The organism is Allokutzneria multivorans (genome assembly GCF_039537405.1).
Classification (GTDB): Bacteria; Actinomycetota; Actinomycetes; order Mycobacteriales; family Pseudonocardiaceae; genus Allokutzneria; species Allokutzneria multivorans.
In genome coordinates this window covers 662,334-689,319 of record NZ_BAABAL010000019.1, presented here as the reverse complement: position 1 = coordinate 689,319, position 26,986 = coordinate 662,334, and the positions used below count along the sequence as shown (strand labels likewise).

The 26,986-nt window shown below is 69.5% G+C and carries 27 protein-coding genes; 17 read left to right on the top strand and 10 right to left on the bottom strand.

The genetic code is table 11. The features are described from left to right. Nucleotides 1-54 precede the first annotated feature (54 nt). Nucleotides 55-1,518, top strand: coding sequence for an NAD-dependent succinate-semialdehyde dehydrogenase (locus tag ABD798_RS31225; RefSeq protein ID WP_344882851.1), 1,464 nt, complete (start codon nt 55-57; stop codon nt 1,516-1,518). Beyond that, nucleotides 1,515-2,579, top strand: coding sequence for a tartrate dehydrogenase (locus tag ABD798_RS31220; protein WP_344882848.1), 1,065 nt, complete (start codon nt 1,515-1,517; stop codon nt 2,577-2,579). Before ABD798_RS31225 ends, ABD798_RS31220 begins: the two co-directional genes overlap by 4 nt. 193 nt (nt 2,580-2,772) lie before the next feature. Here ABD798_RS31220 and ABD798_RS31215 read toward each other — a convergent pair whose 3' ends face one another. The 3 genes from ABD798_RS31215 to ABD798_RS31205 all read right to left on the bottom strand — a co-directional run bounded on the left by ABD798_RS31215 (nt 2,773) and on the right by ABD798_RS31205 (nt 6,408). After that, complete coding sequence (locus tag ABD798_RS31215) at nt 2,773-4,335, bottom strand: alpha/beta fold hydrolase (RefSeq protein WP_344882845.1); 1,563 nt, start codon at nt 4,333-4,335, stop codon at nt 2,773-2,775. Between the two features lie 158 nt (nt 4,336-4,493). Continuing rightward, entirely contained in the window at nt 4,494-5,033 is a 540-nt protein-coding gene (locus ABD798_RS31210) for an NUDIX domain-containing protein (RefSeq protein WP_344882842.1), read from the bottom strand. Then, a complete protein-coding gene (locus ABD798_RS31205; RefSeq protein ID WP_344883688.1) occupies nt 5,002-6,408 on the bottom strand; it encodes an amino acid permease in 1,407 nt (468 codons plus the stop codon). Before ABD798_RS31205 ends, ABD798_RS31210 begins: the two co-directional genes overlap by 32 nt. A gap of 133 nt (nt 6,409-6,541) precedes the next feature. On the opposite strand from ABD798_RS31205, the gene nucS reads away from it, so the two are divergent. From nucS to ABD798_RS31190, 3 genes are all read left to right on the top strand, one after another. Then, the gene (nucS, locus tag ABD798_RS31200) at nt 6,542-7,201 is read left to right on the top strand and encodes an endonuclease NucS (protein WP_344882838.1); all 660 of its coding nucleotides are present in this window, start codon (nt 6,542-6,544) and stop codon (nt 7,199-7,201) included. 201 nt (nt 7,202-7,402) lie between these two features. After that, nucleotides 7,403-9,088 (top strand): sodium:solute symporter family protein, encoded by a 1,686-nt coding sequence (locus ABD798_RS31195; RefSeq protein WP_344882835.1) that lies wholly within the window; start codon nt 7,403-7,405, stop codon nt 9,086-9,088. A 15-nt stretch (nt 9,089-9,103) separates the two neighbouring features. Beyond that, nucleotides 9,104-9,376 (top strand): hypothetical protein, encoded by a 273-nt coding sequence (locus tag ABD798_RS31190; RefSeq protein ID WP_344882832.1) that lies wholly within the window; start codon nt 9,104-9,106, stop codon nt 9,374-9,376. Here the strand turns inward: ABD798_RS31190 and ABD798_RS31185 are convergent. Next, the gene (locus tag ABD798_RS31185; RefSeq protein WP_344882829.1) at nt 9,373-9,516 is read right to left on the bottom strand and encodes a hypothetical protein; all 144 of its coding nucleotides are present in this window, start codon (nt 9,514-9,516) and stop codon (nt 9,373-9,375) included. The genes ABD798_RS31190 and ABD798_RS31185 overlap by 4 nt on opposite strands. A gap of 202 nt (nt 9,517-9,718) precedes the next feature. Between ABD798_RS31185 and ABD798_RS31180 the strand changes: the two genes are divergently transcribed. Together ABD798_RS31180 and ABD798_RS31175 are read left to right on the top strand one after the other, a co-directional pair. Further along, nucleotides 9,719-10,711 (top strand): DUF3558 family protein, encoded by a 993-nt coding sequence (locus tag ABD798_RS31180; protein WP_344882826.1) that lies wholly within the window; start codon nt 9,719-9,721, stop codon nt 10,709-10,711. A gap of 102 nt (nt 10,712-10,813) precedes the next feature. After that, on the top strand, nt 10,814-12,304 hold the full coding sequence (locus ABD798_RS31175; RefSeq protein WP_344882823.1) for an aldehyde dehydrogenase family protein: 1,491 nt from the start codon (nt 10,814-10,816) through the stop codon (nt 12,302-12,304). A 125-nt stretch (nt 12,305-12,429) separates the two neighbouring features. Here ABD798_RS31175 and ABD798_RS31170 read toward each other — a convergent pair whose 3' ends face one another. Beyond that, a complete protein-coding gene (locus ABD798_RS31170; protein WP_344882819.1) occupies nt 12,430-13,212 on the bottom strand; it encodes a hypothetical protein in 783 nt (260 codons plus the stop codon). A gap of 314 nt (nt 13,213-13,526) precedes the next feature. Next, on the bottom strand, nt 13,527-14,537 hold the full coding sequence (locus ABD798_RS31165) for an ABC transporter substrate-binding protein (protein WP_344882816.1): 1,011 nt from the start codon (nt 14,535-14,537) through the stop codon (nt 13,527-13,529). 166 nt (nt 14,538-14,703) lie between these two features. Here ABD798_RS31165 and dhaK point away from each other — a divergent pair, with 166 nt between their 5' ends. From dhaK to ABD798_RS31125, 8 genes are all read left to right on the top strand, one after another. After that, the gene (dhaK, locus tag ABD798_RS31160) at nt 14,704-15,696 is read left to right on the top strand and encodes a dihydroxyacetone kinase subunit DhaK (protein WP_344882813.1); all 993 of its coding nucleotides are present in this window, start codon (nt 14,704-14,706) and stop codon (nt 15,694-15,696) included. Next, nucleotides 15,697-16,335 (top strand): dihydroxyacetone kinase subunit DhaL, encoded by a 639-nt coding sequence (gene dhaL / locus ABD798_RS31155; protein WP_344882810.1) that lies wholly within the window; start codon nt 15,697-15,699, stop codon nt 16,333-16,335. Nucleotides 16,336-16,348: 13 nt separating this feature from the next. Beyond that, nucleotides 16,349-17,086, top strand: coding sequence for a dihydroxyacetone kinase phosphoryl donor subunit DhaM (dhaM, locus tag ABD798_RS31150; protein WP_344882807.1), 738 nt, complete (start codon nt 16,349-16,351; stop codon nt 17,084-17,086). A gap of 10 nt (nt 17,087-17,096) precedes the next feature. Beyond that, the gene (locus ABD798_RS31145; RefSeq protein WP_344882804.1) at nt 17,097-18,026 is read left to right on the top strand and encodes a DUF3558 family protein; all 930 of its coding nucleotides are present in this window, start codon (nt 17,097-17,099) and stop codon (nt 18,024-18,026) included. 18 nt (nt 18,027-18,044) lie between these two features. Further along, on the top strand, nt 18,045-19,133 hold the full coding sequence (locus ABD798_RS31140) for a DUF3558 family protein (protein WP_344882801.1): 1,089 nt from the start codon (nt 18,045-18,047) through the stop codon (nt 19,131-19,133). Nucleotides 19,134-19,265: 132 nt separating this feature from the next. Beyond that, nucleotides 19,266-21,041: a 3-hydroxyacyl-CoA dehydrogenase family protein gene (locus ABD798_RS31135; protein WP_344882798.1), complete on the top strand. Its 1,776-nt coding sequence runs from the start codon at nt 19,266-19,268 to the stop codon at nt 21,039-21,041. A 39-nt stretch (nt 21,042-21,080) separates the two neighbouring features. Further along, nucleotides 21,081-21,557 (top strand): pyridoxamine 5'-phosphate oxidase family protein, encoded by a 477-nt coding sequence (locus ABD798_RS31130; RefSeq protein ID WP_344882795.1) that lies wholly within the window; start codon nt 21,081-21,083, stop codon nt 21,555-21,557. 9 nt (nt 21,558-21,566) lie between these two features. Then, nucleotides 21,567-22,328 carry a hypothetical protein gene (locus ABD798_RS31125; protein WP_344882792.1) on the top strand — a complete coding sequence of 254 codons (762 nt, stop codon included), beginning with the start codon at nt 21,567-21,569 and terminating at the stop codon, nt 22,326-22,328. Nucleotides 22,329-22,336: 8 nt separating this feature from the next. Here ABD798_RS31125 and ABD798_RS31120 read toward each other — a convergent pair whose 3' ends face one another. Genes ABD798_RS31120 through ABD798_RS31110 form a run of 3 tightly spaced genes read right to left on the bottom strand, consistent with a single transcriptional unit; the run spans nt 22,337 to nt 24,286 of the window. Beyond that, the gene (locus ABD798_RS31120; RefSeq protein WP_344882789.1) at nt 22,337-22,567 is read right to left on the bottom strand and encodes an FmdB family zinc ribbon protein; all 231 of its coding nucleotides are present in this window, start codon (nt 22,565-22,567) and stop codon (nt 22,337-22,339) included. A gap of 4 nt (nt 22,568-22,571) precedes the next feature. Next, nucleotides 22,572-23,363: an AAC(3) family N-acetyltransferase gene (locus tag ABD798_RS31115; RefSeq protein WP_344882786.1), complete on the bottom strand. Its 792-nt coding sequence runs from the start codon at nt 23,361-23,363 to the stop codon at nt 22,572-22,574. A 14-nt stretch (nt 23,364-23,377) separates the two neighbouring features. Beyond that, nucleotides 23,378-24,286 (bottom strand): phosphotransferase, encoded by a 909-nt coding sequence (locus tag ABD798_RS31110; RefSeq protein WP_344882783.1) that lies wholly within the window; start codon nt 24,284-24,286, stop codon nt 23,378-23,380. A 75-nt stretch (nt 24,287-24,361) separates the two neighbouring features. On the opposite strand from ABD798_RS31110, the gene ABD798_RS31105 reads away from it, so the two are divergent. Both ABD798_RS31105 and ABD798_RS31100 read left to right on the top strand, forming a co-directional pair. Beyond that, nucleotides 24,362-24,868 (top strand): helix-turn-helix transcriptional regulator, encoded by a 507-nt coding sequence (locus tag ABD798_RS31105; protein WP_344882780.1) that lies wholly within the window; start codon nt 24,362-24,364, stop codon nt 24,866-24,868. Beyond that, entirely contained in the window at nt 24,869-25,504 is a 636-nt protein-coding gene (locus tag ABD798_RS31100; protein WP_344882777.1) for a nucleotidyl transferase AbiEii/AbiGii toxin family protein, read from the top strand. Between the two features lie 22 nt (nt 25,505-25,526). On the opposite strand, the gene ABD798_RS31095 is transcribed toward ABD798_RS31100, so the two are convergent. Beyond that, nucleotides 25,527-26,957, bottom strand: a complete 1,431-nt coding sequence (locus ABD798_RS31095) for an aminopeptidase P family protein (RefSeq protein WP_344882774.1) — start codon at nt 26,955-26,957, stop codon at nt 25,527-25,529. Nucleotides 26,958-26,986: the final 29 nt, after the last annotated feature.

The window sequence follows — 26,986 nt, the reverse complement described above, 5'->3', positions numbered from 1 at the left end:
ATTCGTAGCATGGGGCTCGGACCGACGCAATGAACGCCATCGGCGAGGAGCGGGATGTCTGAGATCAGCGAGACCGGCGTGGTCGACCAGGTCACCAAGGACCTGTTCATCGGCGGGAAGTGGGTCGCCGCGTCCGGCGGCCGGACCTTCGCCGTGCACGATCCCTCGACGGGGCGAGGACTGTGCGAGGTCGCGGACGCTTCCCCTGCCGATGGCAAGGCCGCGCTGGAGGCCGCCGTGGCCGCGCAGCGGGGCTTCGCCGCGATGCCACCGCGCGAGCGTGGGGAGATCCTGCGCCGGGCCTACGAAATCCTGTTGGCGCGCAACGAGGAACTCGCGTTGCTGATGACGCTGGAGATGGGCAAGCCACTGGCCGAGGCGCGTGGCGAGGTCGCCTACGCCGCCGAGTTCTTCCGCTGGTTCGCCGAGGAGGCCGTGCGCATCGACGGCGGCTATGCCGTGGCGCCCAACGGGAACGGCCGCTTCCTCATCACCAAGCAACCGGTCGGCCCGACGCTGTTGATCACCCCGTGGAACTTCCCGATGGCCATGGGCGGGCGCAAGCTCGGTCCGGCGATCGCGGCGGGCTGCACCGTGGTGATCAAGCCGGCCGAGCAGACGCCGCTGTCGATGCTGGCCCTCGCGGGCGTCCTCGCCGAAGCAGGCCTGCCCGACGGCGTGCTCAACGTGATCACGACGAGCGACGCGGGTGCGGTGATGGAGCCGCTGATCCGCGACGGTCGCGCGCGCAAGCTCTCCTTCACCGGCTCCACCGCCGTGGGACGCAAACTCCTTGAGCAGTGCGCGGAAAAGGTGCTTCGGACCTCCATGGAGCTCGGCGGCAACGCGCCTTTCCTCGTCTTCGACGACGCCGACCTCGACGCGGCGGTGGACGGCGCGATGCAGGCCAAGATGCGCAACATCGGCGAGGCTTGCACTGCGGCGAACCGGTTCTACGTGCAGCGCGGCGTCTACGACGAGTTCGCGCGCAGGCTGACCGAGCGCATGGCCGCGCAGAAGATGGGCCGTGGCACGGAGGACGGCGTCGTGGTCGGCCCGCTGATCGACGACGACGCTGTGCGCAAGGTCCGGGAGCTGGTCGCGGACGCGGTCGAGCGAGGAGCGCGCGTGCTGACCGGAGGGTCCGAAGTGGACGGTCCGGGGCACTTCTACCCAGCGACCGTGCTCGTCGACGTCCCGCGTGACGCGCGCATGTCCGATGAAGAGATTTTCGGCCCAGTGGCACCGATTTCGGTCTTCGACACTGAGGACGAAGCGGTCGAGGCCGCCAACGACACCGAGTACGGGCTGGTGTCCTACCTGTTCACCAACGACGTGAAGCGCGCGCTGCGCGTCTCGGAGCGGCTTGAGGCCGGGATGATCGGCCTGAACCAGGGCATCGTGTCCAACCCGGCGGCGCCGTTCGGTGGGATCAAGCAGTCCGGTCTCGGCAGGGAAGGCGGAACCGTTGGTATCGAAGAGTTCCTGGAGACCAAGTACATCGCGGTGAGCCTGTGAGGACCTACGAGATCGCCTCTATCCCGGGCGACGGGATCGGCGTCGACGTCACCGTCGAGGCGCGCAAGGTGCTCGACCGCGCCGCGTCGCTCACCGGCTTCCGTCTACAGTGGACTGAGTTCGACTGGAGCTGTGAGCGCTACGCGAAGACCGGCTCGATGATGCCTGTGGACGGCATCTCGGTGCTGTCCGGCTTCGACGGGATTCTTCTCGGCGCGGTGGGGTTTCCGGGCGTTCCGGACCACATCTCCCTGTGGGGCTTGCTGATTCCTGTGCGCAGGGCCTTCGCGCAGTACGTCAACCTGCGCCCGGTCCGGCTGTTCCCCGGGACCAGTTCGGTGCTGCGCGAGCGCTCCGCCGAGGACCTGGAGATGGTGATCGTCCGTGAGAACTCCGAGGGCGAGTACTCGGCCATCGGCGGCAGGCACAACGCGGGCCAGCCCAGCGAGTTCGTGCTCCAGGAGTCGGTTTTCACGCGGGTCGGGGTCGAGCGGATCATCCGCTACGCCTTCGAGCTGGCGCGCACCCGCGACGGCAGGCTGTGCTCGGCGACGAAGTCCAACGGCCTCATCCACTCGATGCCGTACTGGGACGAGATCTTCGCCGAGATCGCCGCCGAGTACCCCGATGTGAAGAGCGAGCAGTGCCATGTCGACGCACTCGCCGCGCGGATCGTGCAGAACCCCGAGCGGCTGGACGTGATCGTGGCGTCCAACCTCTTCGGCGACATCCTCAGCGACCTCGCGGCGGCCGTCACCGGCGGCCTCGGCATGGCTCCGTCCGGCAACATCAACCCGCCCGGCGAGCACCCGTCCATGTTCGAGGCCGTGCACGGCAGCGCCCCCGACATCGCGGGCCAGGGCATCGCCAACCCCGTCGCCCAGGTCCTGGCGGGCGCCATGATGCTCGAACACCTGGGCGAAACCATTGCCGCACAAGCCGTTCGCAACGCGGTCGACGCCGTCCTGGAGGCCAAGCAGATCGCCACCCCGGACCTGGGCGGTACCGCCACGACCGAGGAGTTGGGCACCGCCATCACCCAGGCACTGCGAGCCTCGTGACACCCAACCCCCTTCCTCACCTTGCACTCCGCCATCCCCGCGCGCCACGCTTGAAAGCGGGGGAACCCCCAGGCGTACGAAAGCCACCCTCGCCCGCCCGCGTTGTTGTACCCAATGTGGCATTTGTTTCGTCAGAAGCAACAAATGCCACATTGGGTACGTAAGCCGGTCCCGTAGGACGGCTTCAACGAGTTCAGTTGTTGTGCAGGCGGAGGTGCGCCGGGGGAGCCGCTGCGGGGGCGCTCGCGGTCGGCACCGGCTCCGCGTGCGGCGGCACGCTCACGTCAGAGTGCGGGAGCTTGCCGCTGACCAGGTACTCCTTCATGATCCGCTCGGCCTGCGGGTTGGCGAAGGTGGACGGGCGCCCGGTCACGGTGGTGGTGCTCGAATTGCGCTCGGTCACCAGCACCGAACCACGCAGCCGCTGGTGCATGGCGACGGAGTCGGCGTACGGGGTGACCGCCGACCGATCGGTCGCGAACAACAGGGTCGGCGGAAGGCCCGCGCCAGTCGTCTTGATCCGCTCCTCGTGCCCGGCGGGCCAGTTCGCGCAGGCGGACGGGATGGTCACGTTGTACCAACCCCAGGAGGTGCCCTTGGACGCCTTGGTGAAGTCCCGCTCGATCCGCGCGCGGTCCGACGGCCAGTCGGTGTCCAGGCACGCGACCGTCATCAGGCTCGCGATGTAGCGCTCGACGTCGGGGCCACCGGTCGGGGTCGCCCAGGCGAGCACGGCCCGCTCGTCACCGCGAAGCACGTAGTCGGCCATCGCCTTGGCGAGCGGCTCCCAGTAGGCCCCGTGCGACTGGGTGCTGACGTAGGCGTCGAGCAGCTCGGCCGCGCCGACGTTCTTGTCCTGCCCGTGCGGCCGCGCGCGGAAGTCGCCGAGCATCTTCTGCCAGGCGGCGTTCACCGCGTCGAAGGTCTTGCCGAGGTGGAACACGTTGTCGTACTTGGCGATCCAGCTCAGGTACTCGCGCTGCCTGCCCTCGCCGAGCCGCACCTGCTCCAGACCGAGCTCGTACCACATCTGCTTGGTGTCGGGGTTGGTCGAGCTGTCGAACACGACGCGGTCGAGCCGGTGCGGGTACTGCTGCCCGAAGGCGGTGCCGACGTAGGCGCCGTAACCCGAGCCGAGGAAGCTGAGCTTGCGCTCACCGAGCTGGGTGAGCATGCGGTCCATGTCCCGCACCACGTTGCGCGTGCCGAAGTGCCTGAGCCGGTCGCCGTTCTTCTCGCCGCACGCCTTGGAGTAGGCCTGCCACCGGTTCCAGCTGAGGTCCCGCTGCCCCGGCAGGTCCGGGTCGGGCTGCATGGTCCGCCAGTAGTCCTCGCCGACGCAGCTCGGCTGCTCGCTGTGCCCGACACCGCGGGCGTCCATGCCGATGACGTCGTAGGTGTCGAGCACCTCCTTCGGCAGGCGGGTGTAGCCGCTCGCCTCCGCCTTCGTCAGCTTGCCCGCGTGCAGCACACCGGCTCCGGTGGTGCCGCCCGGGTTGACGAGCAGCACGCCACGGCGCTTCGCGGGATTCGTGCTCGCCCGCTTCGAGAGGAGCACGTTGACCTGTGCCCCGAGCGGGTCGGCGTAGTCCAGTGGAACGCGAAGATTCGCGCACTTCAGTTCGGGATAAGTCCCCGCCACATCGGCCGGGCAGGCGCCGAATTCGAGTTCGCCCGCGAAAGCGGGGGTGGTGACGGCGGCCGCGGCGCCCGTCGCGAGTATCGCGGCAAGGCCGAGCGTGAGGATTCTCCTCATTCAAACCCCAGGGAGTGTCGTGGATGGAAACGCGCAGGCCACATGGCCTCGCAGTTCAGTGCGAGGTTAGCGCACGACTACCACGGCAGTCGGGGTTTCATTCTTTGCTGAAACACCTCGATCGAATACCTGGCTATTGCCGGATTGAAAGTCTTTGCTCAGCCGCGTTCGTGCAAAAGGAGCAGTGCGTAGGCGGCGATCGACTGCGCGTCGGTGATCTCACCCTTGGCGATCATCGCCTCGAACTCCGCGCGGGTGAACCACGCGGTGCGCATGTCCTGCTCCTCGTGCTCGCGCTCCGGCTCGCCCTGCACGAGCTCGGTCGCCAGGAAGACGCGGCCGCGCTGGCTGGACATCCCGGGCGCCACGTCGAGCAGGCCGAGCTCGGTCATCCGCCCCGCGCGCAGGCCGGTCTCCTCGCGCAGCTCGCGCGCGGCAAGCTCCATCGGCTCGCTGTCCGCCCGCTCCGGTGCGGTGCCCTGCGGGAACTCCCACCGGCGCAGGCCGAGCGCGTAGCGGTACTGCTCGACCAGGTGCAGCCGGTCCCCGTCCAACGGCACGACCAGCGCGAACTGCGGCTTGTCCACCACGCCGTAGATCCCGCGCGAGCCGTCCGCGCGGCGGATGCCGTCCTCGCGCACGGTCATCCACGCGTTGGCGTACACCTCACGACTGTCCAGCTTCTCCACGGTCTCCATGCTGCCAGCCGTTCAGCCGGGACTTGCGCACGCCGTACAGGAAGTACACGCCGAGCCCGACGACCGTCCAGATCCCGAACGCCAGCCAGGTCTGCGGCTTGAGGCCGACCACGAGCAGCACGCACAGGCCGAGCCCGATGATCGGCGTGACCGGCATCAGTGGGGCGCGGAAGCTGCGCGGCAGGTCGGGCTTGGTCCGGCGCAGCACCAGAACGCCGATGTTGACCAGCGAGAACGCGACCAGCGTGCCGATGCTCGTCGCCTCCGCGAGCTGGCCGAGCGGCACGAACGCGGCCAGCGCCGCCACCAGACCGCCGATGACCAGGGTGTTGGCCGTCGGCACCTTGCGCTTGCCGACCTTGGAGAACATCGCGGGGACCAGGCCGTCGCGCGACATCGCCACCAGCACGCGCGTCTGTCCGTAGAGGACGGTCAGCACCACGGAGGCGATCGCGACCACCGCTCCGAAGGCCAGCACGATCGACGGCCAGCCCGCTCCGGTGACCTCGCGCATGACCGCCGACAGCGACGCCTCCTGGCCGCCGAGCCCGTCAGCCCCGACCGCTCCCACGGCGGTCAGCGCCACCAGCACGTACATCGCGGTCACGATGCCCAGCGAGATCACGATCGCCCTCGGCAGGTCGCGCTGCGGGTTGCGCGCTTCCTCGCCCGCCGTGGACGCCGCGTCGAAGCCGATGAAGGAGAAGAACACCGCCGACGCTCCGCCGGTGATGCCCGCGATCCCGGCCGGGGCGAAGGGCGCCATGTTGGCGGAGTTGAACGCCGACACCGTGACCACCACGAAGAAGACCAGAACCAGCAGCTTCAGCACGGTGGTCACCGTGGTCACCACAGCGCTCTCCCTGGCGCCGCCGATGAGCACGAAGGCGGCCAACAGCACCACGACCGCCGCGGGCAGGTCCATGATCCCGCCGGCCGCGGGGGAGTGGGACAGCGCCTCCGGGATGCGGACGCCGATCGTGGAGTGCAGGAACTCGTTGAGGTAGCCGCCCCAGCCGACCGCGACCGCCGCGACGGAGACCCCGTACTCCAACAACAAACACCAACCGCACAGCCACGCGACGAACTCGCCCATGGTCGCGTAGGAGTAGGAGTACGCCGAGCCGGAGACCGGGACCGCGCCCGCCAGCTCCGCGTAGGACAACGCCGAGAACAGTGCCGCGAGCGCGGCGAGGACGAACGAGAGCACCACCGCCGGGCCCGCCTGCGGGGCCGCTTCGCCGAGCACCACGAAGATCCCGGTGCCCAGCGTGGCGCCGACCGACAACGCGATCAGCGGGATCAGGCCGAGACTGCGTTTGAGCTGGGTGTTGGCGCCCTCGTCGGTGATCCGTTCGACGGGCTTGGTCCGCATCAGGGACTGCAGCGAGAGCGACACGGGCCGCGACGTTACTCGCCCGTAGCCCCCGCCCCCTGACTCCCTCCAAGATCCTGAACCGCCCTCACCCGCGCGCACGCCCGCCGCGGCGGCCCGTAGCCTCATCGCCGTGCGTCTGGTCATCGCTCGTTGCCAGGTCGACTACGTCGGCCGCCTCACCGCCCACCTGCCCATGGCCCAGCGGCTGCTGTTGATCAAGGCGGACGGCTCCGTCTCGATCCACTCCGACGACCGCGCGTTCAAGCCGCTGAACTGGATGAGCCCGCCGTGCTGGCTCATCGAGGACCCCGGGACCTGGGTGGTGCAGAACAAGGCGGGCGAGAAGCTGGTGATCACCGTCGAGGAGGTGCTGCACGACTCCAAGCACGAGCTGGGCCCCGAGCCCGGCCTGCGCAAGGACGGGGTCGAGGCGCACCTGCAGGAGCTGCTGGCCGAGCACGTCACCACCCTGGGCGAGGGCTGGACGCTCGTGCGCCGCGAGTTCCCGACGGCGATCGGCCCGGTCGACCTGATGTGCCGCGACGCCAAGGGCTCCAGCGTCGCCGTGGAGATCAAGCGGCGCGGTGAGATCGACGGCGTCGAGCAGCTGACCCGCTACCTGGAGCTGCTCAACCGCGATCCGCTGCTCGCCCCCGTTCGCGGCATCTTCGCCGCGCAGATCATCAAGCCGCAGGCCCGCGTCCTCGCCGAGGACCGGGGCATCGAGTGCGTCACGCTCGACTACGACGCCCTGCGCGGCATCGAGCCGGACGAGTTCCGCCTCTTCTGAATCTGTCTCGTGTCCTCCGCTCGGCGGGCTGTGCGCCGCGCCGGGAAGGTCTACTGTCCTCGAATTAGTGGTCGGTCACAACAAATTCGACACGACGGGCGAAGTTGAGGGTTCATGTGCGCGCCCGCGTGCGGTAGCGTGCGCCCCGTTGTGGTGATGGTGATTGCTGTTCGAAGGTGTTGACTTGGGAGGTAGGGCGGCGTGATCGAACTCGCCAAGTCGGAGCCACTGCTCAATGCGAGCTGGCTGGACTACACGCTGCTCGGCGTGTACTTCGCGCTGGTGCTCGGCATCGGGTTCATGGCCCGGCGATCGGTGTCCAGCAGCCTGGACTTCCTGCTCTCCGGGCGCTCGCTGCCCGCGTGGGTGACGGGACTGGCCTTCATCTCGGCCAATCTGGGCGCGCTGGAACTGCTCGGCATGACGGCCAACGGGGCGCAGCACGGCATCCCGACCGTGCACTACTACTGGATCGGCGCCATCCCGGCCATGGTCTTCCTCGGCCTGGTGATGATGCCCTTCTACTACGGCTCGAAGGTGCGCAGCGTCCCCGAGTTCCTGCGCCGCCGCTTCGGACCCGGCGCGCACCTGGTGAACGCGCTCAGCTTCGCGGTCGCCCAGGTGCTGATCGCGGGCGTGAACCTGTTCGCGCTGGCGCTGATCATGAACGCGCTGCTCGGCTGGTCCATCCCGCTCTCCATCGTGATCGCCGCGGTGGTCGTGCTGACCTACACCACCCTCGGCGGCCTGTCGGCGGCGATCTACAACGAGGTGCTGCAGTTCTTCGTGATCGTGGCGGCGCTGCTGCCGCTCACGATCATCGGCCTGACCAAGGTCGGCGGCTGGCAGGGCCTCGTCGACAAGATCACCGCGAGTCCCGGCGGCGCCGAGCAGCTCTCCGCGTGGCCCGCGACCAGCCTGACCGGCATCGGTGACGCCACGCTGAGCGTGCTCGGCCTGGTCTTCGGCCTCGGCTTCGTGCTGTCCTTCGGCTACTGGACGACGAACTTCGCCGAGGTGCAGCGCGCCATGTCGGCCAAGAGCATGTCCGCGGCCAAGCGCACCCCGATCATCGGCGCCTACCCGAAGGTGCTGATCCCGGCCGTCATCATCATCCCCGGCATGATCGCCGCGGTCGCCGTTCCGGAGATCGCCGCGCTCAAGCAGGGCGCGGGCGCCGAGGGCGTGGAGTACAACGACTCGATCCTGTACCTGATGCGGGACCTGCTGCCCAACGGCTTCCTCGGGGTCGCGCTCGCCGGCCTGCTCGCCTCGTTCATGGCCGGTGTCGCGGCCAACGTCAGCTCCTTCAACACGGTCTTCACCTACGACCTGTGGCAGAGCTACGTGCGCAAGGACCGGCCGGACGAGTACTACCTGCGGGTCGGCCGCCTCGCGACCGTCGGCGGCATGGTCGTGGCGATCTTCACCGCGTTGATCGCCTCCGACTACGGCAACATCATGGACTACATCCAGACCCTGTTCTCCTTCTTCAACGCGCCGCTGTTCGCCACGTTCATCCTGGCGATGTTCTGGAAGCGGATGACGCCGGCGGCGGGCTGGATCGGCCTGGTGGCGGGCACCGCGGCCGCGATCACGGTGGACCGGCTGGCGGCGGGCGGGGTGCTGGAGCTGACGGGTCAGGGCCCGGCGTTCATCGGCGCGGGCGCGGCCTTCGTGGTGGACATCCTGGTCAGCGTCGTCGTCTCGCTGGTCACCAAGCCGAAGCCGGAGAAGGAGCTGGTCGGGCTGGTCTACAGCCTGACGCCGAAGGAGGACCGCGCGCACTCGGTCACCGGCGAGGACGCTGGGTGGTACCGCTCGCCCGCCGTGCTCGGCGGAGGCGTGCTGGTGCTGACCGTCGCGCTGAGCATGCTGTTCATCTGAGTCGGAGGAGAAGACATGGCTTCGCAGTCCAAGGCGGGTCTGTTCGACCTCCGCCTGATCATCGCGCTGCTCTTCGGCGTCTACGGGGTGGTGCTGACCGTCACCGGCTTCGCCTTCACCACGGCCGAGGAGATCCAGAAGGCCGCGGGGATCAACATCAACCTGTGGGCGGGGCTCGGCATGCTCGTCACGTCGGCGATCTTCGTCGTCTGGGCGAGGGCGCGGCCGGTCGTGGTGCCCTCGGAGTTCGCCGACGACGCCGATGGCGTCGGCGAACCAGGGCACTAGCGGCGGGTGCGGCCCCGGTACGGGTAGACCGGGTTGAAGGCCTCGACGGTCCAGTCGTCGATCCAGCGGACCGCGCGGCCGAGACCGGTGCGGACCCGTCCCCGACGGGCCAGATGACCGCCCTTGCTGGTGTCTCGCATGTGTTTCACCTCCTGTGCGGACGGCTCGGACCTGCAAGCAGTCCTCGCGGCGATGTACTGGGTGCTTCCACCCGGTACATCGCCAGGAGCTTCTGGATCGTTTCCGAACCTCTCCGTGACATCGCGCACTCTCCGTATTGAAATGGCGCTGATCATGAGGTTCCCTGCACGCGTGTCCGACGGGGTCGCTACCGTGCACCTCGTGCGCAGCCCAGCCAGAACCGTGTGGACGGCAATCGCCCTGTCCGGGGCATTCCTGCTCGCCGGATGCGGGAGCCAGGCCGACCTGGCGAAGGTCAACCACCCGAGGACGGTCGTCCCCGCCAAGGTGGTCCAGAAGCCGCAGCCCAACACGCCGCCGCGGCCGGTAGAACCCGTGTTCGCCCCGGAGCGCCTGCGCGCCGTCGACCCGTGCGCGCTGATGGACACGCAGACGCTGTCAGCGTTCGGCGTCCCGGCCTCCAGCAGGGCCGTCGCGCTCTCCGACTGCGGCAACTACATGAAGGACGGCGCTGGCAAGCGGCTGAGCATCACGCTGCGCCTCGGCCAGAACGTCCTCATCTCCGACACCGCCAAGACCACCAAGCTGGCCGGGCTCACCACCGTCGAGTCCACCTCGACCACGACCTGCTTCGTCAAGTCGGTCGTCCAGGAGGGCTCCGTGGTGCTGGGCATCGTCGCCCAGGTCGACTACGAGGGTGACTCCTGCGACGTGGGCAGGCGGCTCAACGAGTCCGCGATCAACCGCATCCGGACCAACGCGCCGCTGCGCCCCCAGGGCAACAAGGGCTCGCTCACCTCGGTCGACCCCTGCGCGATCTTCTCCCCGGTGACCGCGACCGAGGTGCTCGGCGGCACGCCGTCGATGACCCCCTACGACCTGTACCGGTGCAACTGGCGGCGGGACAGCCTGTCCTTCGGGATCGAGTTCGCCGAGAACACCGACCCCAAGAACAGCAGCGCGAACAAGAAGGCCGAGGTCGTGACCATCGAGGGGGTCACCGCCTACCAGCGCAAGGACGACAGCTTCGGCAACTCGTGCAAGATCGAGTGGCTGCACAAGGCGACCACCGACGGCAAGGGCGAGGTCGCCACGGTCAGCGTCGACAACACGAAGAAGGGCGTCGACATCGACCTCTGCGCGAAGGCCACCACCGTGGCCAAGGCGCTGGTGCCCAAGCTCCCCAAGCCGTAGCCGTGGGCTGTGGGGCCGGTCACAGAGGGTCTCCCCTTGGCGCCGAAGTGTTGCGTACTGTTTGGTAACCGAAAGGTTTTCTGAACGGACGGGGAGATCGCGATGAGCCGAGCCGTGTCCCAGCAGGCCGACGAGCAGTGGTTCACCTCCCTGGATCCGCGCACCGCTGAGGTGATCGGCAAGCACCGGGTGCACTCCCCGATCGAGGTCCGTGCCGCGGCCACCCGCGCGCGCACCGCCGCGCAGTGGTGGGGCGGCCTCGACCACGCCGAGCGCAAACGGCGGCTGGACGCGTGGCGCGCGCTCATCCTTCGCAGGCTCGACGACATCGTGGAGCTGGTCTGCGCGGAGACCGGCAAACCGCTGGACGACGCGCGCCTGGAACTCGTCCTGGTCGTCGACCACCTGCACTGGGCCGCGCGCAACGCGGAGAAGGTGCTGCGCCGCCGCCGCGTCTCCCCGGGCAAGCTGATGTTCAACCAGGCGGCGACGGTGGAGTACCTGCCGATGGGCGTCGTCGGCGTGATCGGCCCGTGGAACTACCCGGCCTTCACCCCGATGGGGTCGATCGCCTACGCGCTCGCCGCCGGCAACGCCGTGGTGTTCAAGCCCAGCGAGCTGACCCCCGGCGTCGGCGAGTGGCTCGCGTCGACCTTCGCCGAGGTCGTCCCCGAGCACCCGGTGCTGACCGTCGTCACCGGCTTCGGCGCCACCGGCGCGGCGCTCTGTCGCTCGGGCGTCGACAAGGTCGCCTTCACCGGTTCGACCGCCACCGGCAAGCGCGTGATGGCCGCGTGCGCGGAGTCGCTGACCCCCGTCCTGGTGGAGTGCGGCGGCAAGGACCCGCTGATCGTGGACTCCGACGCCGACCTGGAGGCCGCCGCCGAGGCCGCCGTGTGGGGCGCCATGTCCAACGCCGGGCAGACCTGCGTCGGCGTCGAGCGCGTGTACGTCGTCGACTCCGTCGCCGACCGCTTCACCGAGCTCGTCGTGCGCCGCGCCCGCAAGCTCAAGCCCGGCGGCCAGGCCACCGCGCACCTCGGTCCGATCACCATGCCCGAGCAGGTCGGCATCATCCGGTCGCACATCGCCGACGCGCTCGACAAGGGCGGCCGCGCGCTCGTCGGCGGCCTCGACTCCGTGCGCCCGCCGTACGTCGAGCCCGTCGTGCTCGCCGACGTGCCCGAGGACTCCGCCGCGATCACCGAGGAGACCTTCGGGCCCACCCTCACGATCAACCGCGTGTCCACTGTGGACGAAGCCGTCGAGCTGGCCAACGCCACCCGTTACGGCCTCGGCGCCACCGTCTTCTCCCGCTCCCGAGGCCCCGAGCTGGCCCGCCGCCTGCGCTGCGGCATGGTCTCGGTCAACGGCGTCGTCTCCTTCGCAGGCATCGCCTCCCTCCCCTTCGGCGGCGTCGGCGACTCCGGCTTCGGCCGCATCCACGGCGCCGACGGCCTCCGCGAGTTCGCCCGCCCCCAATCCGTCACCCGCCGCCGCTTCTGGGCCCCCTTGCAGCCCAACACCTTCGCCCGCGCCAACGGCACCCTCCGCCGCCTGGTCCGCCTCACCCGCCTCCTCTACCGCCGCTGACCCCTCCCTTCGGCCCCAGCCCCCGGCTTCAGCCCTGAATGACTCATTCAGGTACTTGAGCGCGCTCAATGACTCATTCGGGGAGTTGAGCGTCCTGAATGAGTCATTCAGGGATTACGGGGGCCTCAGCCTGTTCCGGCTGAGCGGATCACGGCGGCGTTGTAGGCTCGCCTCAATTCGGCGATGACATCCTCTGGTGCGGATCTGAGGCGGCTAGGAAGTGTTTGCACCACATGGATACCAGCCATGGCGTATCGCGTGTTCCGCTGGAGTGTCCTCGCGTAGTCCTTTGGGTTGAGGTGGAACTCGTAGGAGTCGATTTCCCAGGCCAGTGATGCCTCAACGCACCACGCGTCGGGAACTCCGATGAGCACGCCGTTGGTGTCGTGGACGGGCACGTTCCACTGCGCCTTCGGAAGCCCACTTTGTTCCCACAACCGCATCGCGTCGATCTCCGCGACAGACCTGGCACCAAGGCCGATGGTGGCCAACACTCGGCGCGGAACCGCCGAACCTCGTTGGCTTCCCTCAGCGAGTTCGTGGTCGAGGTCCGACATCTGACAGCGACCGCGTTGGACAGCCTCAGCAAGCAGCGCACGTGCCGGGTCCAGGGTTCTCAGCCGTCTCGACGTGTCCAGGACCGCCCGCGCCAGGGGTGCGACCGGGAAGCCGCCCTTGATCTGGGGACGCGGCAGTCGTGTCGTCCTTTCCACGATGACGAACTCGCTGCTGATCCGTTTGCGGAAGCTGCTCATGAGGAGGTGGACCTTCTCGGATTCCGGCAGCTGTCGTAGGCCGTGCAGTCGACATGCCTCGCGCCCCGTGACCAAGGCGTCTTGGCGTGCGTACAGCAGCGCAGCGGCTATCCGCTGCTCCACGGACGGTGGTCCGGGACTGAGCAGGATCACGCCGGGGAGCATGCGTCGCCAAGGACCGCCCGCCCGGCAGCGAGCGTAGACACTCCGCGATGACATCCCCATCTCGATGAGCGTGGCGGCGCGGATGACGCCCCGGCTGCTCCTGCGGTAGATCAGTTCGGCATCTGCTGCCCAGAATCCTCGACGCATGGAACCATCGTCAGCCCAGTTCTCGGGTGAATGTGCCGGGAAGCCGCATTCTGTGGACAGCCGGTCGAGATGTGGACAAGTTCCCAATGGACCGTTTGTAGCGTTGAGGGTCCTGAATGACTCATTTAGGACCCTCAAGTACCTCAATGAGTCATTCAGCGCGTGAGGAGGGTGGTGAGGTCGTTGAGGACTTCGGTGGCGCCGAGGGAGCCGAGGCCGAGGAACCAGGTTTCGTCGGAGACGGTGCGGACGTGGTTGGCCTTGGCGGCGCCGAGCTGCTTCCAGACGGGGCCGTCGACGATGGTGGACTGCTGCGTCTTGGCGGGGTCGCCGTAGGTGCCGACGAAGATCCAGTCGCCGTCGGCCTTGCCGATCTGCTCGGTGCTGACCTCGACGGCGAGGTCCTCGACCTCCTGGCCGGTGGGCCGGGGCAGCCCGGCGTCGACGAGGATCGTGCCGATGAAGGACTTGGCCGCGTAGAGGCGGATGCGGCCGGGCATGAAGCGGACCATGGAGATGGTGGGGCGCTTGCCGAGCTTCTGCTCCGCCAGTGCGCCGATCTCCTTGGCGCGGCGGGTGTAATCGGTGAGCTGGGCGGTGGCGTCGGCGGTGCGGTCGAGCGCGGCGGCGTTGAGCCGGAAGTTCTCCTTCCAGGTGAACCCGGGCCGCAGGCTGAACACGGTCGGGGCGATCTCGGCGAGCTTGGGGTAGAGCTGCTCGGCGCGCAGCCGCGAGCCCAGGATCAGGTCGGGGCGCAGGCCCTTGATCGCCTCCAGCTTCAGCGCGTTGATGGTGCCGACGTTGGTCGGCTCGCCCGCCTTGGCCGCGAGGTAGCCGGGCATCGCGGGGGAGCCCTCGGTGTAGGCGACGCCGACCGGTTTGACGCCGAGCGCGACCACGTTGTCGAGCTCGCCGCCGTCGAGCACGATCACCCGTTCCGGGCGCTTCTGCAGCACGGTGCTCCCCATCGCGTGCTTGATGGTGCGCGGGAAGACCCCGGAAGCGGCGTCGGTGCCGAACTTGGCGCTCTCCTCGGCGGCCTTGGCGAACTCGGAGCCGCCCTGGGCCACTGCGGGCTGGTCGCCTGCGGGTTTGCCGGTCGCGCAAGCGCCGACGAGGAGGGAGAGCGCCGCGACGGCGGCGATGACGGGGATCCTGCTGCGCACGACGTACTCCTTCTGCGCGGGGTGACCACGCCGGTCACACCCGAAGTTAGGGGAGGCTAACCAGAGGTCGTGATCAACACCAGCGGCGCGTGTGCTTTCCCACTGCGCCCGCGGCGGGTATCAATGCGGGGCGGGTCACTTTTCCGGGCGGGCAAGGAGGGCTGCGGTGAAGAAGATCATCAACGATCCGGCGGCGGTGGTCGCCGAAGCGCTGCGCGGGATGGCGGCGGCCCATCCGGACCTGCTGACCGTCCGCACCGATCCGGCCGCGATCCTGCGCGCGGACGCCCCGGTCGCCGGACGCGTCGCGATCGTCTCCGGCGGTGGCTCCGGGCACGAGCCGCTGCACGGCGGCTTCGTCGGCAGGGGAATGCTGCACGCCGCCTGCCCCGGACCGGTGTTCACCTCCCCGACGCCCGATCAGGTGCAGGCCGCGATCGAGGCCGTGCACGGCGGCGCGGGCGTGCTGCTGATCGTGAAGAACTACACCGGCGACGTGCTCAACTTCGAGACCGCGGCCGAGTTCGCCATGGCGGAGGGCATCGACGTCCGCACGGTGCTGGTCGATGACGACGTCGCGGTGAAGGACTCGCTGTACACGGCGGGCAGGCGCGGTGTCGGCGGAACGCTGCTCGTCGAAAAGATCGTCGGAGCCGCCGCCGAGCGCGGGGCGGACCTGGACACCTGCGAGCGGCTGGCCCAGCGCGTGGTCGCGGGCACCCGCTCGCTCGGCATGGCACTCACCGCGTGCACCGTGCCGCACGTCGGCGAACCGAGCTTCACCCTCGCCGACGACGAGATGGAGATCGGCATCGGCATCCACGGCGAGCCCGGGCGCGAGCGCCTGCCCCTGGAGCCCGCCGACGGCATCGTGCGCCGCCTCGTCGACGCGATCACCGAGGACCTGTCCTTCAAGCGGGTTCTGCTGTTCACCAACTCGATGGGCGGGACACCGCAGCTGGAGCTCTACCTGGCGCACGGCATCGCGGAGCGCCTGCTCGCCGAGCGCGGGATCACGGTGGAACGGAGACTGGTCGGGCCGTACGTGACCAGCCTGGAGATGCAGGGGATGAGCCTGACGCTGTGCGGGCTCGACGACGAGCTGATCGACTTGTGGGACGCGCCGGTGCACACCGCGGCGCTGCGCTGGGGGTGCTGAATGGGTTGCTCCGTCGAAGAAGTCACCGCCGCGGTCCGCGTGGCGGCGGAGAAGGTCATCGAGCACCGTGACGAGCTGGTCGAGCTGGACCGCGTGATCGGCGACGGCGACCACGGCGAGAACCTGCACCGGGGGTTCACCGCCGTGGTGGCCAAGCTCGACGGCGGCGGCTTCGACAGCCCCGCGGCGGTGCTGAAGGTGACCGCGACGACGCTGATCTCCACGGTCGGCGGCGCGGCGGGGCCGCTCTACGGCACGGCCTTCCTGCGCGCGGCGACCGCGCTCGGCGACGTGTCCGAAGTGGACGGTCGCATGGCCGCGACCGCCCTCGAAGCCGCCCTCGAAGGCGTTGTGGCGCGAGGGAAAGCGGCACCCGGCGACAAGACGATGGTCGACGCGCTCACCCCGGCCGTCGCGGCCGCACGGTCCACTGTGGACGCGGGGATCGCCGACGTGCTCATGGCAGCGGCGGACGCGGCCGCGGCAGGAGCGGCGGCGACGGTCCCGCTCGTCGCGCGCAAGGGCCGCGCCTCCTACCTCGGCGAGCGCAGCGCGGGCCACCTCGACCCCGGCGCACGGTCCACGGCTGTGCTGCTGCGCGCACTGGCGGACGCGGCTTCCCGGACCCAGCGACAGTGACGGGGGGTAGTTGGTGAGAGTCGGCTTGGTCATCGTCTCGCACAGCGCCGCGCTGGCGGCGGGTGTGACGGAGCTGGCTGCCCAGATGGCCCCTGACGTGCGGATCATGCCTGCGGGCGGCACCGAGGACGGCGGACTGGGCACGGACTTCGACTGCGTGTCAGCCGCGTTGGAGCGCGCCGATTCCGGGGCCGGAGTGGTGCTGCTCTACGACCTCGGCAGCGCGCAGATGACCGCTGAGCTGGCCGTCGAATCGCTCACCACGCCGATCCGCGCCATCGTCGCCGACGCCCCGCTGGTCGAGGGCGCGGTCGCCGCGGCGGTGTGCGCGCAGGGCGGGGCGGACCTCGACGCGGTCGGTTCCGCCGCGGCCATGGCGCACGCCTTCGTGCAGGGCGAGGCCTTCGACGAGATGGACCTCGACCGGCACGTCTACGGCGGGGGTGACGGCCTGCTGGAGCGGACCTTCGTGCTGCGCAACGAGCTCGGCATGCACGCGAGGCCCGCCGCGCTGACCGCCCGAGCGGTCGCCGAGCTGGACGTCGAGGTCTCGATCCGGCACGGCGACCAGGAGGTCGACGCGCGCAGCGTGCTCGCGCTGATGGGACTCGGCGCGCGGGGCGGTGACGAGTTACTCGTCCGGGCGGTTGGCCGCGACGCGCAGAAGGCCGTCGACGCCCTCGCTGAGCTGCTCGAATCCGGTTTCGGCGAGGAGGAACGACCGGGTGCGGGCCCGCGGCGGCTGACCTAGTGTCGGCCGCATGGGGTTCGGGGGAATCTGCCTGGTGGGAGCGCTGCTGCTCAGCGGTTGTGCGGCGCCCGACCCGCCCGCCGCGGTCCACTCGGACGCGCGGGCGGGGACGGTCACCGACTGGCACCGCGTGGACCCGTGCGGCTTCGTCGACCCGGCGCTGCCCGGGCACTACGGCATCCCGCCGGAGCGGATCGAGGCCTTCGACCTCAGCGCCTGCGAGATCCCGCTCGCGCAGCCCGGCGGCGGCACCGTCTACCTCGGGGTGATGACCGACAACCGGCTCTCCGACGAGCGGGAACTGTCCTCGCTCGGCACCGCGTTCACCCGGCGCGGCGCGCTGCGCGTGGGCGAACCCGTGCCGTACGAGGACACCTGCGCGGCCAACGTCGTCTTTCCCGACCTTCGCTACGTCCAGGTGAACGCGGTTCCCAAGGACGGAGCCAGAACCGACTCGTGCTCCATCGCGGCCGCGCTCGCCGACTCCGTCGTTTCCTCCGTGTTGCACGGGAAATACCGGTTCTTCCCGGCTTCGCCGAGTTCGTGGTTGCACGTCGACCCGTGCGAGCTGCTGACCGGCGAACAGGTCGCCGTGATCGCGGGCGGTGCCGAGCCGAGGCACGGGCCGAACCGGCACAACTGTCGTTGGGGCGCGGGCAAACCCGACTACACCGGGGTCGTGCTGAACATCGGCGTGAGTTCGCAGCGGCTCGTCGACGCGCGCGACGTGGCAGGGCGGGCGACCGAGGTCCGCGCCGAGCCCGCCGAGGCGCCGCTGCCGCCGGGTTGCCGCGTCGCCACGCAGCACATCGGCTTCGCGCGGGACAAGGTGGAGACGATCGCGCTCGTCGTCTTCGCGGACCAGCAGCCCCGTCAGCTGTGCGCGACGGCCGTGGAACTGGCGGCAAAGGTGTGGTCGAAGCTGCCCCGCGCTCCGTGACGCTCTAGCATGCCGCCCATGTCCAGCTGGAGGTCTCGTTTCCTCGCCACCGTCGTCGTGGCGTCCATCGCACTGACGGCCGCGTGCACCTCGGCGGTGCCCGGTGAACCCGTAGCCGCTCCGGGAGCCGAGGAGAAGGGCAAGAAGGCCAAGAGCAAGATCGACGCTGGCACCGGTCCGGTCGCCGGGCTCGGCGAGCTGAACGCGCGCAGGGAGGTCGACCCGTGCGCGCTGTTCCCGAAGGACGCGCAGGACACGCTGGGCAAGAAGGTCAACTACATCGGCGGCAAGACCAAGATCGACACCTGCACCTTCGGCATCGAGGTCTGGGCGGGCGAACCGCCCAAGGACCCCGCCGAGAGGGCCCCGAACCTCGGCGTCGTCGACATCGCGCTCAACTCCGGAATGGTCTACGTCGACGAGGAGAGGGCCTCGACCGGGGACAGGGGGCCGATGACCAAGGAGTCGCGCGATGACTTCGAGGTCTACTCCTCCCAGGAGCCGAGGATCTGCACCCGCCGCGCGCTCTTCAAGGACAAGTCGATGATCGAGGTCGAGGTCACGACGAGGAACAACTCCACCCAGGCCGACCCGTGCGAGTCCGCGGAGACCGTGCTCTCCAGCGCGCTGAAGGTGATGCGCGCCGGGCAGATCACGCGCCGCTCGGTCCCCGCCAACTCGCTGGTGAACGTGGACGCCTGTGGCCTGGTCACCCCCGACGTGGTGACCGCGGTCACCGGCGGCACCCCGCCGCGCCACCAGGGCCCCAGCATCCGCAACTGCCTGTGGACCCTTGACCCGAAGTCCACCAAGACCGACGCCTTGCTGGTCGACGTCGTCCTCACCTCGGCCGTGAACAACGAGATGGTGAAGTCGGTCCCGCCGATCGGGGGCAGGCCCGCCGCCGCCGTCCAGCTGCCGTTCTCCGCGCCCGGCATGCCCGGCACCTGCACGATCGAGGTCTCGCACATCCCCTTCGAGACGCAGCTCCCCGGCAAGAAGGAGGCGCTCAGCGTCATGTCGATCACCCAGGCCGGTCCCGAGGCCGCGTGCCAGAAGGCGCGCGCCGGTGCGGAGCTGCTCGCCTCGAAGATGCCCGCCATGTGACTCTCCGCGCTCGCCGTGGCGAAGCTCACGGCGCTCACCTCGTCGAACGTGGCACTATCACGTGAAGTTACCGGCGCGTAGCGTGCTCGCTCCCTGCGCTCTCCGGTTCCCCGACGGCGTGGGAGGTAGCTCGTGACTCGCATTGGCACGGTCGGAGTTGTCGGACTCGGCACGATGGGGGCGGGCATCGCCGAGGTGCTGGCCCGCACCGGGCTCCGGGTCGTGGCCGTGGAGCTGGACGAGGACGCGGTGCTGCGCGGACGGGCGCACCTGGAGCACTCCACAACGCGCGCGGTGCTGCGGGAGAAGCTCTCCAGCGGTGACCAGAGCGAGCTGTTCGGCCGGATCCGCTACACCACAACGCTTTCCGATCTCGCCGATGTCGATCTGGTGATCGAGGCGGTGCCGGAGCGGAAGGAACTGAAGGCGGCGGTCTTCGCCGAACTGGACCGCGTGTGCCGCCCCGAGGTCGTGCTGGCGTCCAACACCTCCTCGCTGTCGGTCACCGAGCTGTCCGTCGTCACGAAGCGGCCGGGCAAGGTCGTCGGGATGCACTTCTTCAACCCGGCGCCCGTGCTCAAGCTGGTCGAGGTCGTGCGCACGGTGGTCACCGAGCCGGAGGTGATCACCGACGTGGTCGCCTTCGTCGAGCACCTGGGCAAGGTGCCCGTGGTGATCGGCGACCGCGCGGGCTTCATCGCCAACGCGCTGCTGTTCGGCTACCTCAACCACGCCGTTCGCATGTTCGAGTCGCGCTACGCCTCGCGCGAGGACATCGACGCGGCGATGCGCTTCGGCTGCGGCTACCCGATGGGACCGTTGCAGCTGCTGGACCTGATGGGCCTGGACACGGCCTACGAGATCCTCGACACGATGTACCACCAGTCGCGCAACCGCCTGCACGCACCGGCTCCCGTGCTTAAGCAGATGATCACCGCCGGCCTGCTCGGGCGGAAGTCCGGGCGCGGTTTCTACACCTACGACGACATCGATTCGCCGGTCGTGGTGCCTGACGCGCAGACACCGGGCGATGCCGTGCTGGGCGGTCGCGCGCGCGAGGTGCAGCGGGTCGGAGTCGTCGGCACGGGCACCATGGCGGCGGGCATCGTCGAGGTGTTCGCCAAGGCGGGCAACGACGTCGTGATGCGTGCGCGCAGCGAGGTGAAGGCGAACGCGGCGCTGGAGACGGTGCGTCGGTCGCTGAACAAGGCCGTGCTGCGCGGAAAGCTCACCGAAGAGCAGCGTGACGCCGCGCTCGCGCGCATCCGGACCACGACCAGCTTCGACGACTTCGCCGACTGCGACCTGGTCGTCGAGGCCGTCGCAGAGGAGCTGGAGGTCAAGAAGGCCGTCTTCGGCGCGCTGGACGAGGTGTGCAAGCCGGGCGCGGTGCTCGCGACCACGACCTCCTCGCTCCCGGTGATCGAGTGCGCCGCGGCGACCTCGCGCCCCGCCGACGTGGTCGGGCTGCACTTCTTCAACCCCGCTCAGGTGATGAAGCTGGTCGAGGTGGTGCACACGATCTCGACGTCCCCCGATGTGCTCGCGACGGCGCGCGCGGTGTGCGCGAGGCTGGGCAAGCACGCGGTGAGCTGCGGCGATCGCGCGGGCTTCATCGTCAACGCGTTGCTGTTCCCCTACCTCAACGACGCCGTTCGGATGCTGGAGGCGCACTACGCCGACGCCGACGACATCGACGGCGCGATGGCCATCGGCTGCGGCCTGCCGATGGGGCCGTTCGCGCTGCTGGACGTGGTGGGGCTGGACGTGGCGCTGGCGATCCAGCGCGAGCTGTACCTGGAGTTCCGCGAGGCCGGGTTCTCGCCCGCTCCGCTGCTGGAGCACCTGGTCACGGCGGGGCGGCTGGGGCGCAAGACCGGCAAGGGTTTCCGCGACTACACGGCCTGACCCCGGAGACTGTCAGGGGTCTGTTCTAGCTTCGGGGTCATGGCAACTTGGTCGGACGTCGAGGCTTCCGCTCCGCAGTTCGCGCGGCGCGTGCGGGACAGCTTCGACGCGCACACGAACAAGACCATCGCGACGCTGCGCCGGGACGGATCACCCAGGATCAGCGGCACCGAGGTCGAGTTCGTCGACGGGCAGCTGTGGCTCGGTGCGATGTGGCGGTCCCGCAAGGCGATCGACCTGCAACGCGATCCGCGCTGCGCGGTGCACAGCGGAACGGGGAACGGCGGCGAGTCCTGGACCGGCGACGCCAAGCTCTCCGGTACCGCGGTGGAGATCACCGACTCGGTGCGCCACAAGGAGATCAGCGACGCGAGCGCGGGCGAGGCGCCTCCGGGTCCGTCGCACCTGTTCCTGATCGACATCGACGAGGTCGTGCACACCCACGTCGAGGGCAACCGGCTCGTCGTCGAGCTGTGGACGGAAGGGGGTGGTCTGCGCCGCATGGAACGCAAGTAGGTTGCCCGCATGGGGTTGGACGCGTTCGTCCTGTGCCGGTGCTGGGTCGAGGGGCGCACCACGCCGCCCCCGGTGCCGCGCGAGCTGATCGTGGTGCCGGACGAGCACGGGCCATCGCTGGAGCTGGACTACGACGGCAACGAGGAGCTGTTCAGCCGCTTCGACAGCTGGCGGGTCGACTGCTGCGAGCATTCGGACATGGAGTACGCCTCGCAGCGGATCGGCACGTGGTCCGGCGTGCGGCAGTTCCAGTGGGCACTGGGTGCCGTCGGCGGATTCCCCGTGCTGCGGTCGATCCTACCCTCGGGCAACGGCGGCACCGTGGAGCCGGACGTGGCCGCTCGTGCGCTGGTCGAGCTGGCGGATTTCGTGTCCTGCCAACGGATCGGCGAGCGCGCCGAGCTGTACGACGGTGACACCGGTGCGGTGGTCGCCCGGCAGAACCCGGCGTTCGGCGGCTTCTTCTCGATCGGGCCCGGCGGTCGGTTCGGCGTGGACTCCGGCGGCCTGTTCGTGGTCGAGGGCGAGCGGGAGGTCTTCCGCGCGCTCCGGACCCGCCAGCGCGTCGACGGCGATGGTGCGTGGCTTGCCGACCTGGATCGCGACGAGCGCGGTGAGACGCGGATCGGCGCCACCATCGGCGGCGGGGCGAGCACGCTGCTCATCCGGGCCAAGGCGTACACGGCGGCTGACTTCGAGTTCCAGGTGCGGGCGCTCACGACCGTGTTCGAGGCGGCCGTGAAGATCGGCAACCCGGTGGTGTGGTGCTGAGGCGCGGATCAGCCGCAGCAGCCACCACCGCAGCAACCCCCGCCCCCGCCGCCTCCCGCGGGCGCCGCGGCACTTGCTGACCCGGCACTGGCTGACCCGGCAAAGCCGACCGTGGTCAGCAGCTTCACCGTGTCCTGGTGACCGGCGGGGCACTGCGCGGGGTCCGAGGCCGCGCTCATCGGGCGCTTCACCTCGAACGTCCCGGAACACTCGCGGCAGCGGAACTCGTACGTCGGCATGTGTTCATTGTGCTGTGTCCCGCTGGTGGGCCGCGAGCAGTTCCGTGAGGCGGGCGATGGCGAACGCCCGGAACGGCTTCGTGGGGACGAGCACGCAGGCGGCTTTTCCGACGGTGACGGGTCGTACACCCGCGTGCTGTTCGAACTCGCGGCCGATCTGCGGGAAGAACGTGCCGTTGTCGTCGCCGACGTCGACGGTCTCGACCCACACCCGTTCTTCGTTGATGGTCGACGGGAAGCGACGGACCTTGAGCCTGGGAGCCGGGGTCAGGGACTCCACGTGGTGCAGGAAGCTGTTGCGGTCGTGCCCGACGCCGATGAGCAGGATGCGGGCGTCGACGTCGTGCAGCCGCGCGAACGGGGAGTCGTGCCCGAGGGCGAACCCCAAGGGTTGACGGCTCACGATCTCCTGCGCTCGGGCACCGACGGCTGCCACGGATGCCTGGGGGTGCGAGCTGCGGACGCTGTCGGGACGCGCACGCAGTGCTTCGGCGACGGCTCCCATCGTGGTGGGCAGGTCCGGGTGGAACAGCGGTACGGCCGCTCGTCGTCGCAGCAGCTCGTCGTCCGGGACGGCGTGGTGCTCGGGCGACGGGTCCGTGACGTGCGGCGTGAACGCCGGTGTGACGACCGTGCCTTCGGGGCCGACAACGGAAAGCAGACTCTCCACCACCGTGGCGGCGCCACCGTCGACCTCTCCGAGACTGGACAGGGACGAGTGCACGATCAACGTCATGCCCTCTGCGACTCCGGTACGGAGCCAGCCCTCGGTGAGGTCGTTGTGGTGCAGGGGCATGTTTTCTCCGCTTCTCAGGCGAGCAGTTCACGCACCCAGGACAGCACCGCATCGCCCTGGGCTCGTTGGAAGGCTCGCACGGTCGGCAGCCCCGGAGGTGCTGGTTGGCGTGCTGCGTCGAGGAAGGTCCCCGCGACCCCTGCCAGGAAGGCTATGACGTCGTCGAGGTCGGCGTTCGCGGTGTGCTCGGCGAGCAGAGCGGACGTGTTGTGGCCGCCGTGCAGGCGCACGTTGACCAGCAGAAGCGCGGTGTCGAGCCACTCCGCGCCCCGGCATGCCCACGGCCAGTCGACCACCGTCACCGCACCGCCTTCGCCGAGCAGGACGTTGTCCGCCCGGACGTCCATGTGCACGAGGTGGTCCCCGTTCGTCGCCGCCAGCCCTCGATCGGCCAGCCCGCACAGCGCCTCCAGGTTCCGCGCCGCCCACGAATCCAGGTCGGCCGGTGGACTCGCGGAGATCTGTTGCCATCCCGCGAAGTCATCCGCCAGCGACTCCTCCGCGCTGATCAGGTCCGGCACGTCGGACGATGTCGCGACTGCGGCGAGCGCGCCGAGAACGCGATCCACTTCGTCGGGCAGCCACGGTGTGGCCGGGTGTCGGCCCTCGACGTCCTCCAGCACCAAGGCGACCCAGTCACCGTCGTCGTACGACCCGAGCAGTCGCGGAGCGGGGATCTCCGGCGACAGTGCCGCCGTCACCCGCGCTTCGCGGCGGTGCAGCTGTGGGCTGAAGTCGTTCAGCTCAATGCCCACTGCTTTGACGAACGCGCGCGTTCCGTCGGCCATCCGGACGCGGTCGGCAGTGCCCGGCGAGAAACCTCCGCTCTGCGAGACCGCTTCGACGACAGGGGCGCCGATGATCTCCTCGACGGCCGCGCGGACGTGTCGCGGCAGCTCCGCCCACCCGATCCGCTTCCCCACGCCCACATCCTGGCACCGCGGCACAAGCGCTGTTCGCGCTTGACGTATCCGATCGGATACGTAACTGTTGGGTGCATGAGCGCCGGTCACATGCTGCTTCGAGTGCGTCAGGAAGCTGGGCTCAGCCAGGAGGAGCTCGCTGAACGCGTGGGCACGTCGCGTCCCACGTTGTCCGCGTACGAGAACGACCGGAAGTCGCCGACGGTGGAGACCATGGAGAGGCTCCTCTCCGCTGCGGGCTTTCAGCTCACCGTGGAACCCGCGATCTCCTTCGTGGACCACGTCGTCTCGCGCGGGCGCATCGCCACGGTTCCTTCCCGGCTGCCCAGGCTCGACCCCCGGAAGGCGTTCGCGACGGTCCGCCTGCCGTTGCACCTGAACTGGTCCCACCCGGGGAAGATTTCCGACCTCTCGGATCGCGGCGATCGTGGCCGCTGCTACGAAGTCGTGCTTCGTGAGGGTGGTGCCGATGACATCCTCGAGTACATCGACGGCGCCTTGCTCGTCGACCTGTGGCCGGAGCTGGTCGTTCCCAGGGACATCCGCGCGCTGTGGGAGCCGCTTGTCCAGATGGCGTCGTAGATGTCATCCGCACTGACCGGGTTTCAGGCCGATGTCGCGCGCTTGTTCTTCGGGCTTCCAGCGTCGCAGGGGTTTCTTCTTGCTGGCGGGGCTGCTCTGATCACGCAGGAGTTGATCGTTCGCCCGACCGAGGATTTGGACTTCTTCACGACGCGTGCGCCGGACGTCGTCACTGCCCGGGACGCGTTGGAAGCTGCTGTCGCGGAGCAGGGCTGGTCTTCGCGCAGAGCGCGGGACGGCGCGACGTTCGTCCGCTTGGAGATCATCGGGCCAGAACGGGTTCTTGTAGACCTGGCACTGGATTCCGCGCCGGGAAGTCCAGCGGTGGTCACGGTGATCGGCCCCAGCTTCGCCCCGGAAGAGCTTGCTGGCCGAAAGCTGGTTGCCCTGTTCGACCGCGCTGAGGCGCGAGACTTCACGGATGTCCATGCGCTCGCGGAGCGCTATGGCAAGGCGTTCCTGCTCCGGCGGGCAGCTGAAGTCGACCAGGGATTCGACGAGCGCGTGCTTGCCGAGATGTTCCGCTTTCTCCCGCGCTGGAAAGATGATGATCTTCCGGTACCGCCCGACGAGGTCGGCGCCGTTCGGGAGTTCTTCGCCGACTGGGCGCGGGAGTTGGAGGCCCCGGCCGAGTGACCGGGGCCTCCGCCAGCCACGGTCAGCGGAGCTGGGCGCGCACCCACTGCTCGACCTCGTCGGTGGCGATCGGCAGGGCGTCGGAGAGCACGCGCGAGCCCTCCGGCGTGACGACCAGGTCGTCCTCGATCCGCACACCGATGCCGCGCAGCTCCGGCGGGACGGTGAGGTCGTTGGGGTGGAAGTACAGGCCGGGCTCCACGGTCAGCGCCATGCCGACCTCGAGCTGAGCGTCGTGGTAGGTCTCGGCACGCGCGTGGGCGCAGTCGTGCACGTCGAGGCCGAGGAAGTGGCCGACGCCGCACACGATGTAGCGGCGGTGCTGCTGGCCGTCGGGGTCGAGCGCCTGGTCGACGGACACGGGCAGCAGGCCCCAGTCGTGCAGGCCCTCGGCGAGCACGCGCATGGCGGTGCGGTGGAACTCGCGGTAGTCGGCGCCGGGCTTGACCTCGGCCATGGCGGCGACGTGCGACTTGAGCACGAGGTCGTAGACCTGGCGCTGGGCGGAGCTGAACTCGCCGTTGACCGGGAAGGTCCGCGTGACGTCGGCGGTGTAGAGCGTGTTGACCTCGACGCCCGCGTCGAGCAGCAGCAGCGACTCGTCGGGCACGCCGCCGTCGGCGCGCACCCAGTGCAGCACGGGCGCGTGCGGGCCCGCGGCCACGATGGAGGCGTAGCCGACGCCGTTTCCGCTGGTCCTGGCCCTGCGGTCGAAGGTGCCCTGGAGCCAGCGCTCGCCGCCGCCCTTGATCGCGGCGGGCAGCTCGCCCGCGACATCGGCGAAGCCGAGCACGGTGGCGTCGACGGCGGCCTGGAGCTGGCCGATCTCCCAGTCGTCCTTGATCCGGCGCAGCTCGGCGACGGTGCGCCGCAGCGCGGCCGCCTGGACCGGGCCGACGGTGATCAGCGCGTCGAGCATCGGTTCGACGCCGGTTGCGGCGATGACGCCGGGCAGGCGACCGCGCAGCGCGACGGGCAGCTCCTCCAGCGGGCGGCAGCGCAGGCCGAGCGCCTCGGACCACTCCTTCATGCCGGGGACCGGGCCGATCCACAGCTCGCCGTCGCGGGCGTTGGCGAAGAAGTCGGGGTCACCGGGACCCGCGGGCTCGCGCAGGAACAGCTCGGCGGAGTGGCCGCCGTCGTGCGGGTGCATGACGAGCACGGCGCCCTCGGCGTTGCAGCCGGTCAGCCACGAGAAGTCGCTGTCGGGCCGGAAGTCGAAGTCGGTGTCGTTGGAGCGCACCGGGGCGCGACCGGAGGCGATGGCGATCCGCAGGCCGGGGAACTCGGCGCTGAGCCGGTCCCGATGCGCCGCGGCGGCCTCGCGCGCTCCCGGGGTCAGCCTGACATCGCGGTCGGCCGGTCCCCAGTTGTCGCGCACGAAGTCCCGGAAGCCCGAAGCGTCGACAAGACGGCTCGGGTCGCGGCGAGCGGGCTTTTCCTCGGCGTTCATGACACCTCCGTGTATCTGCGGTCGCCGGT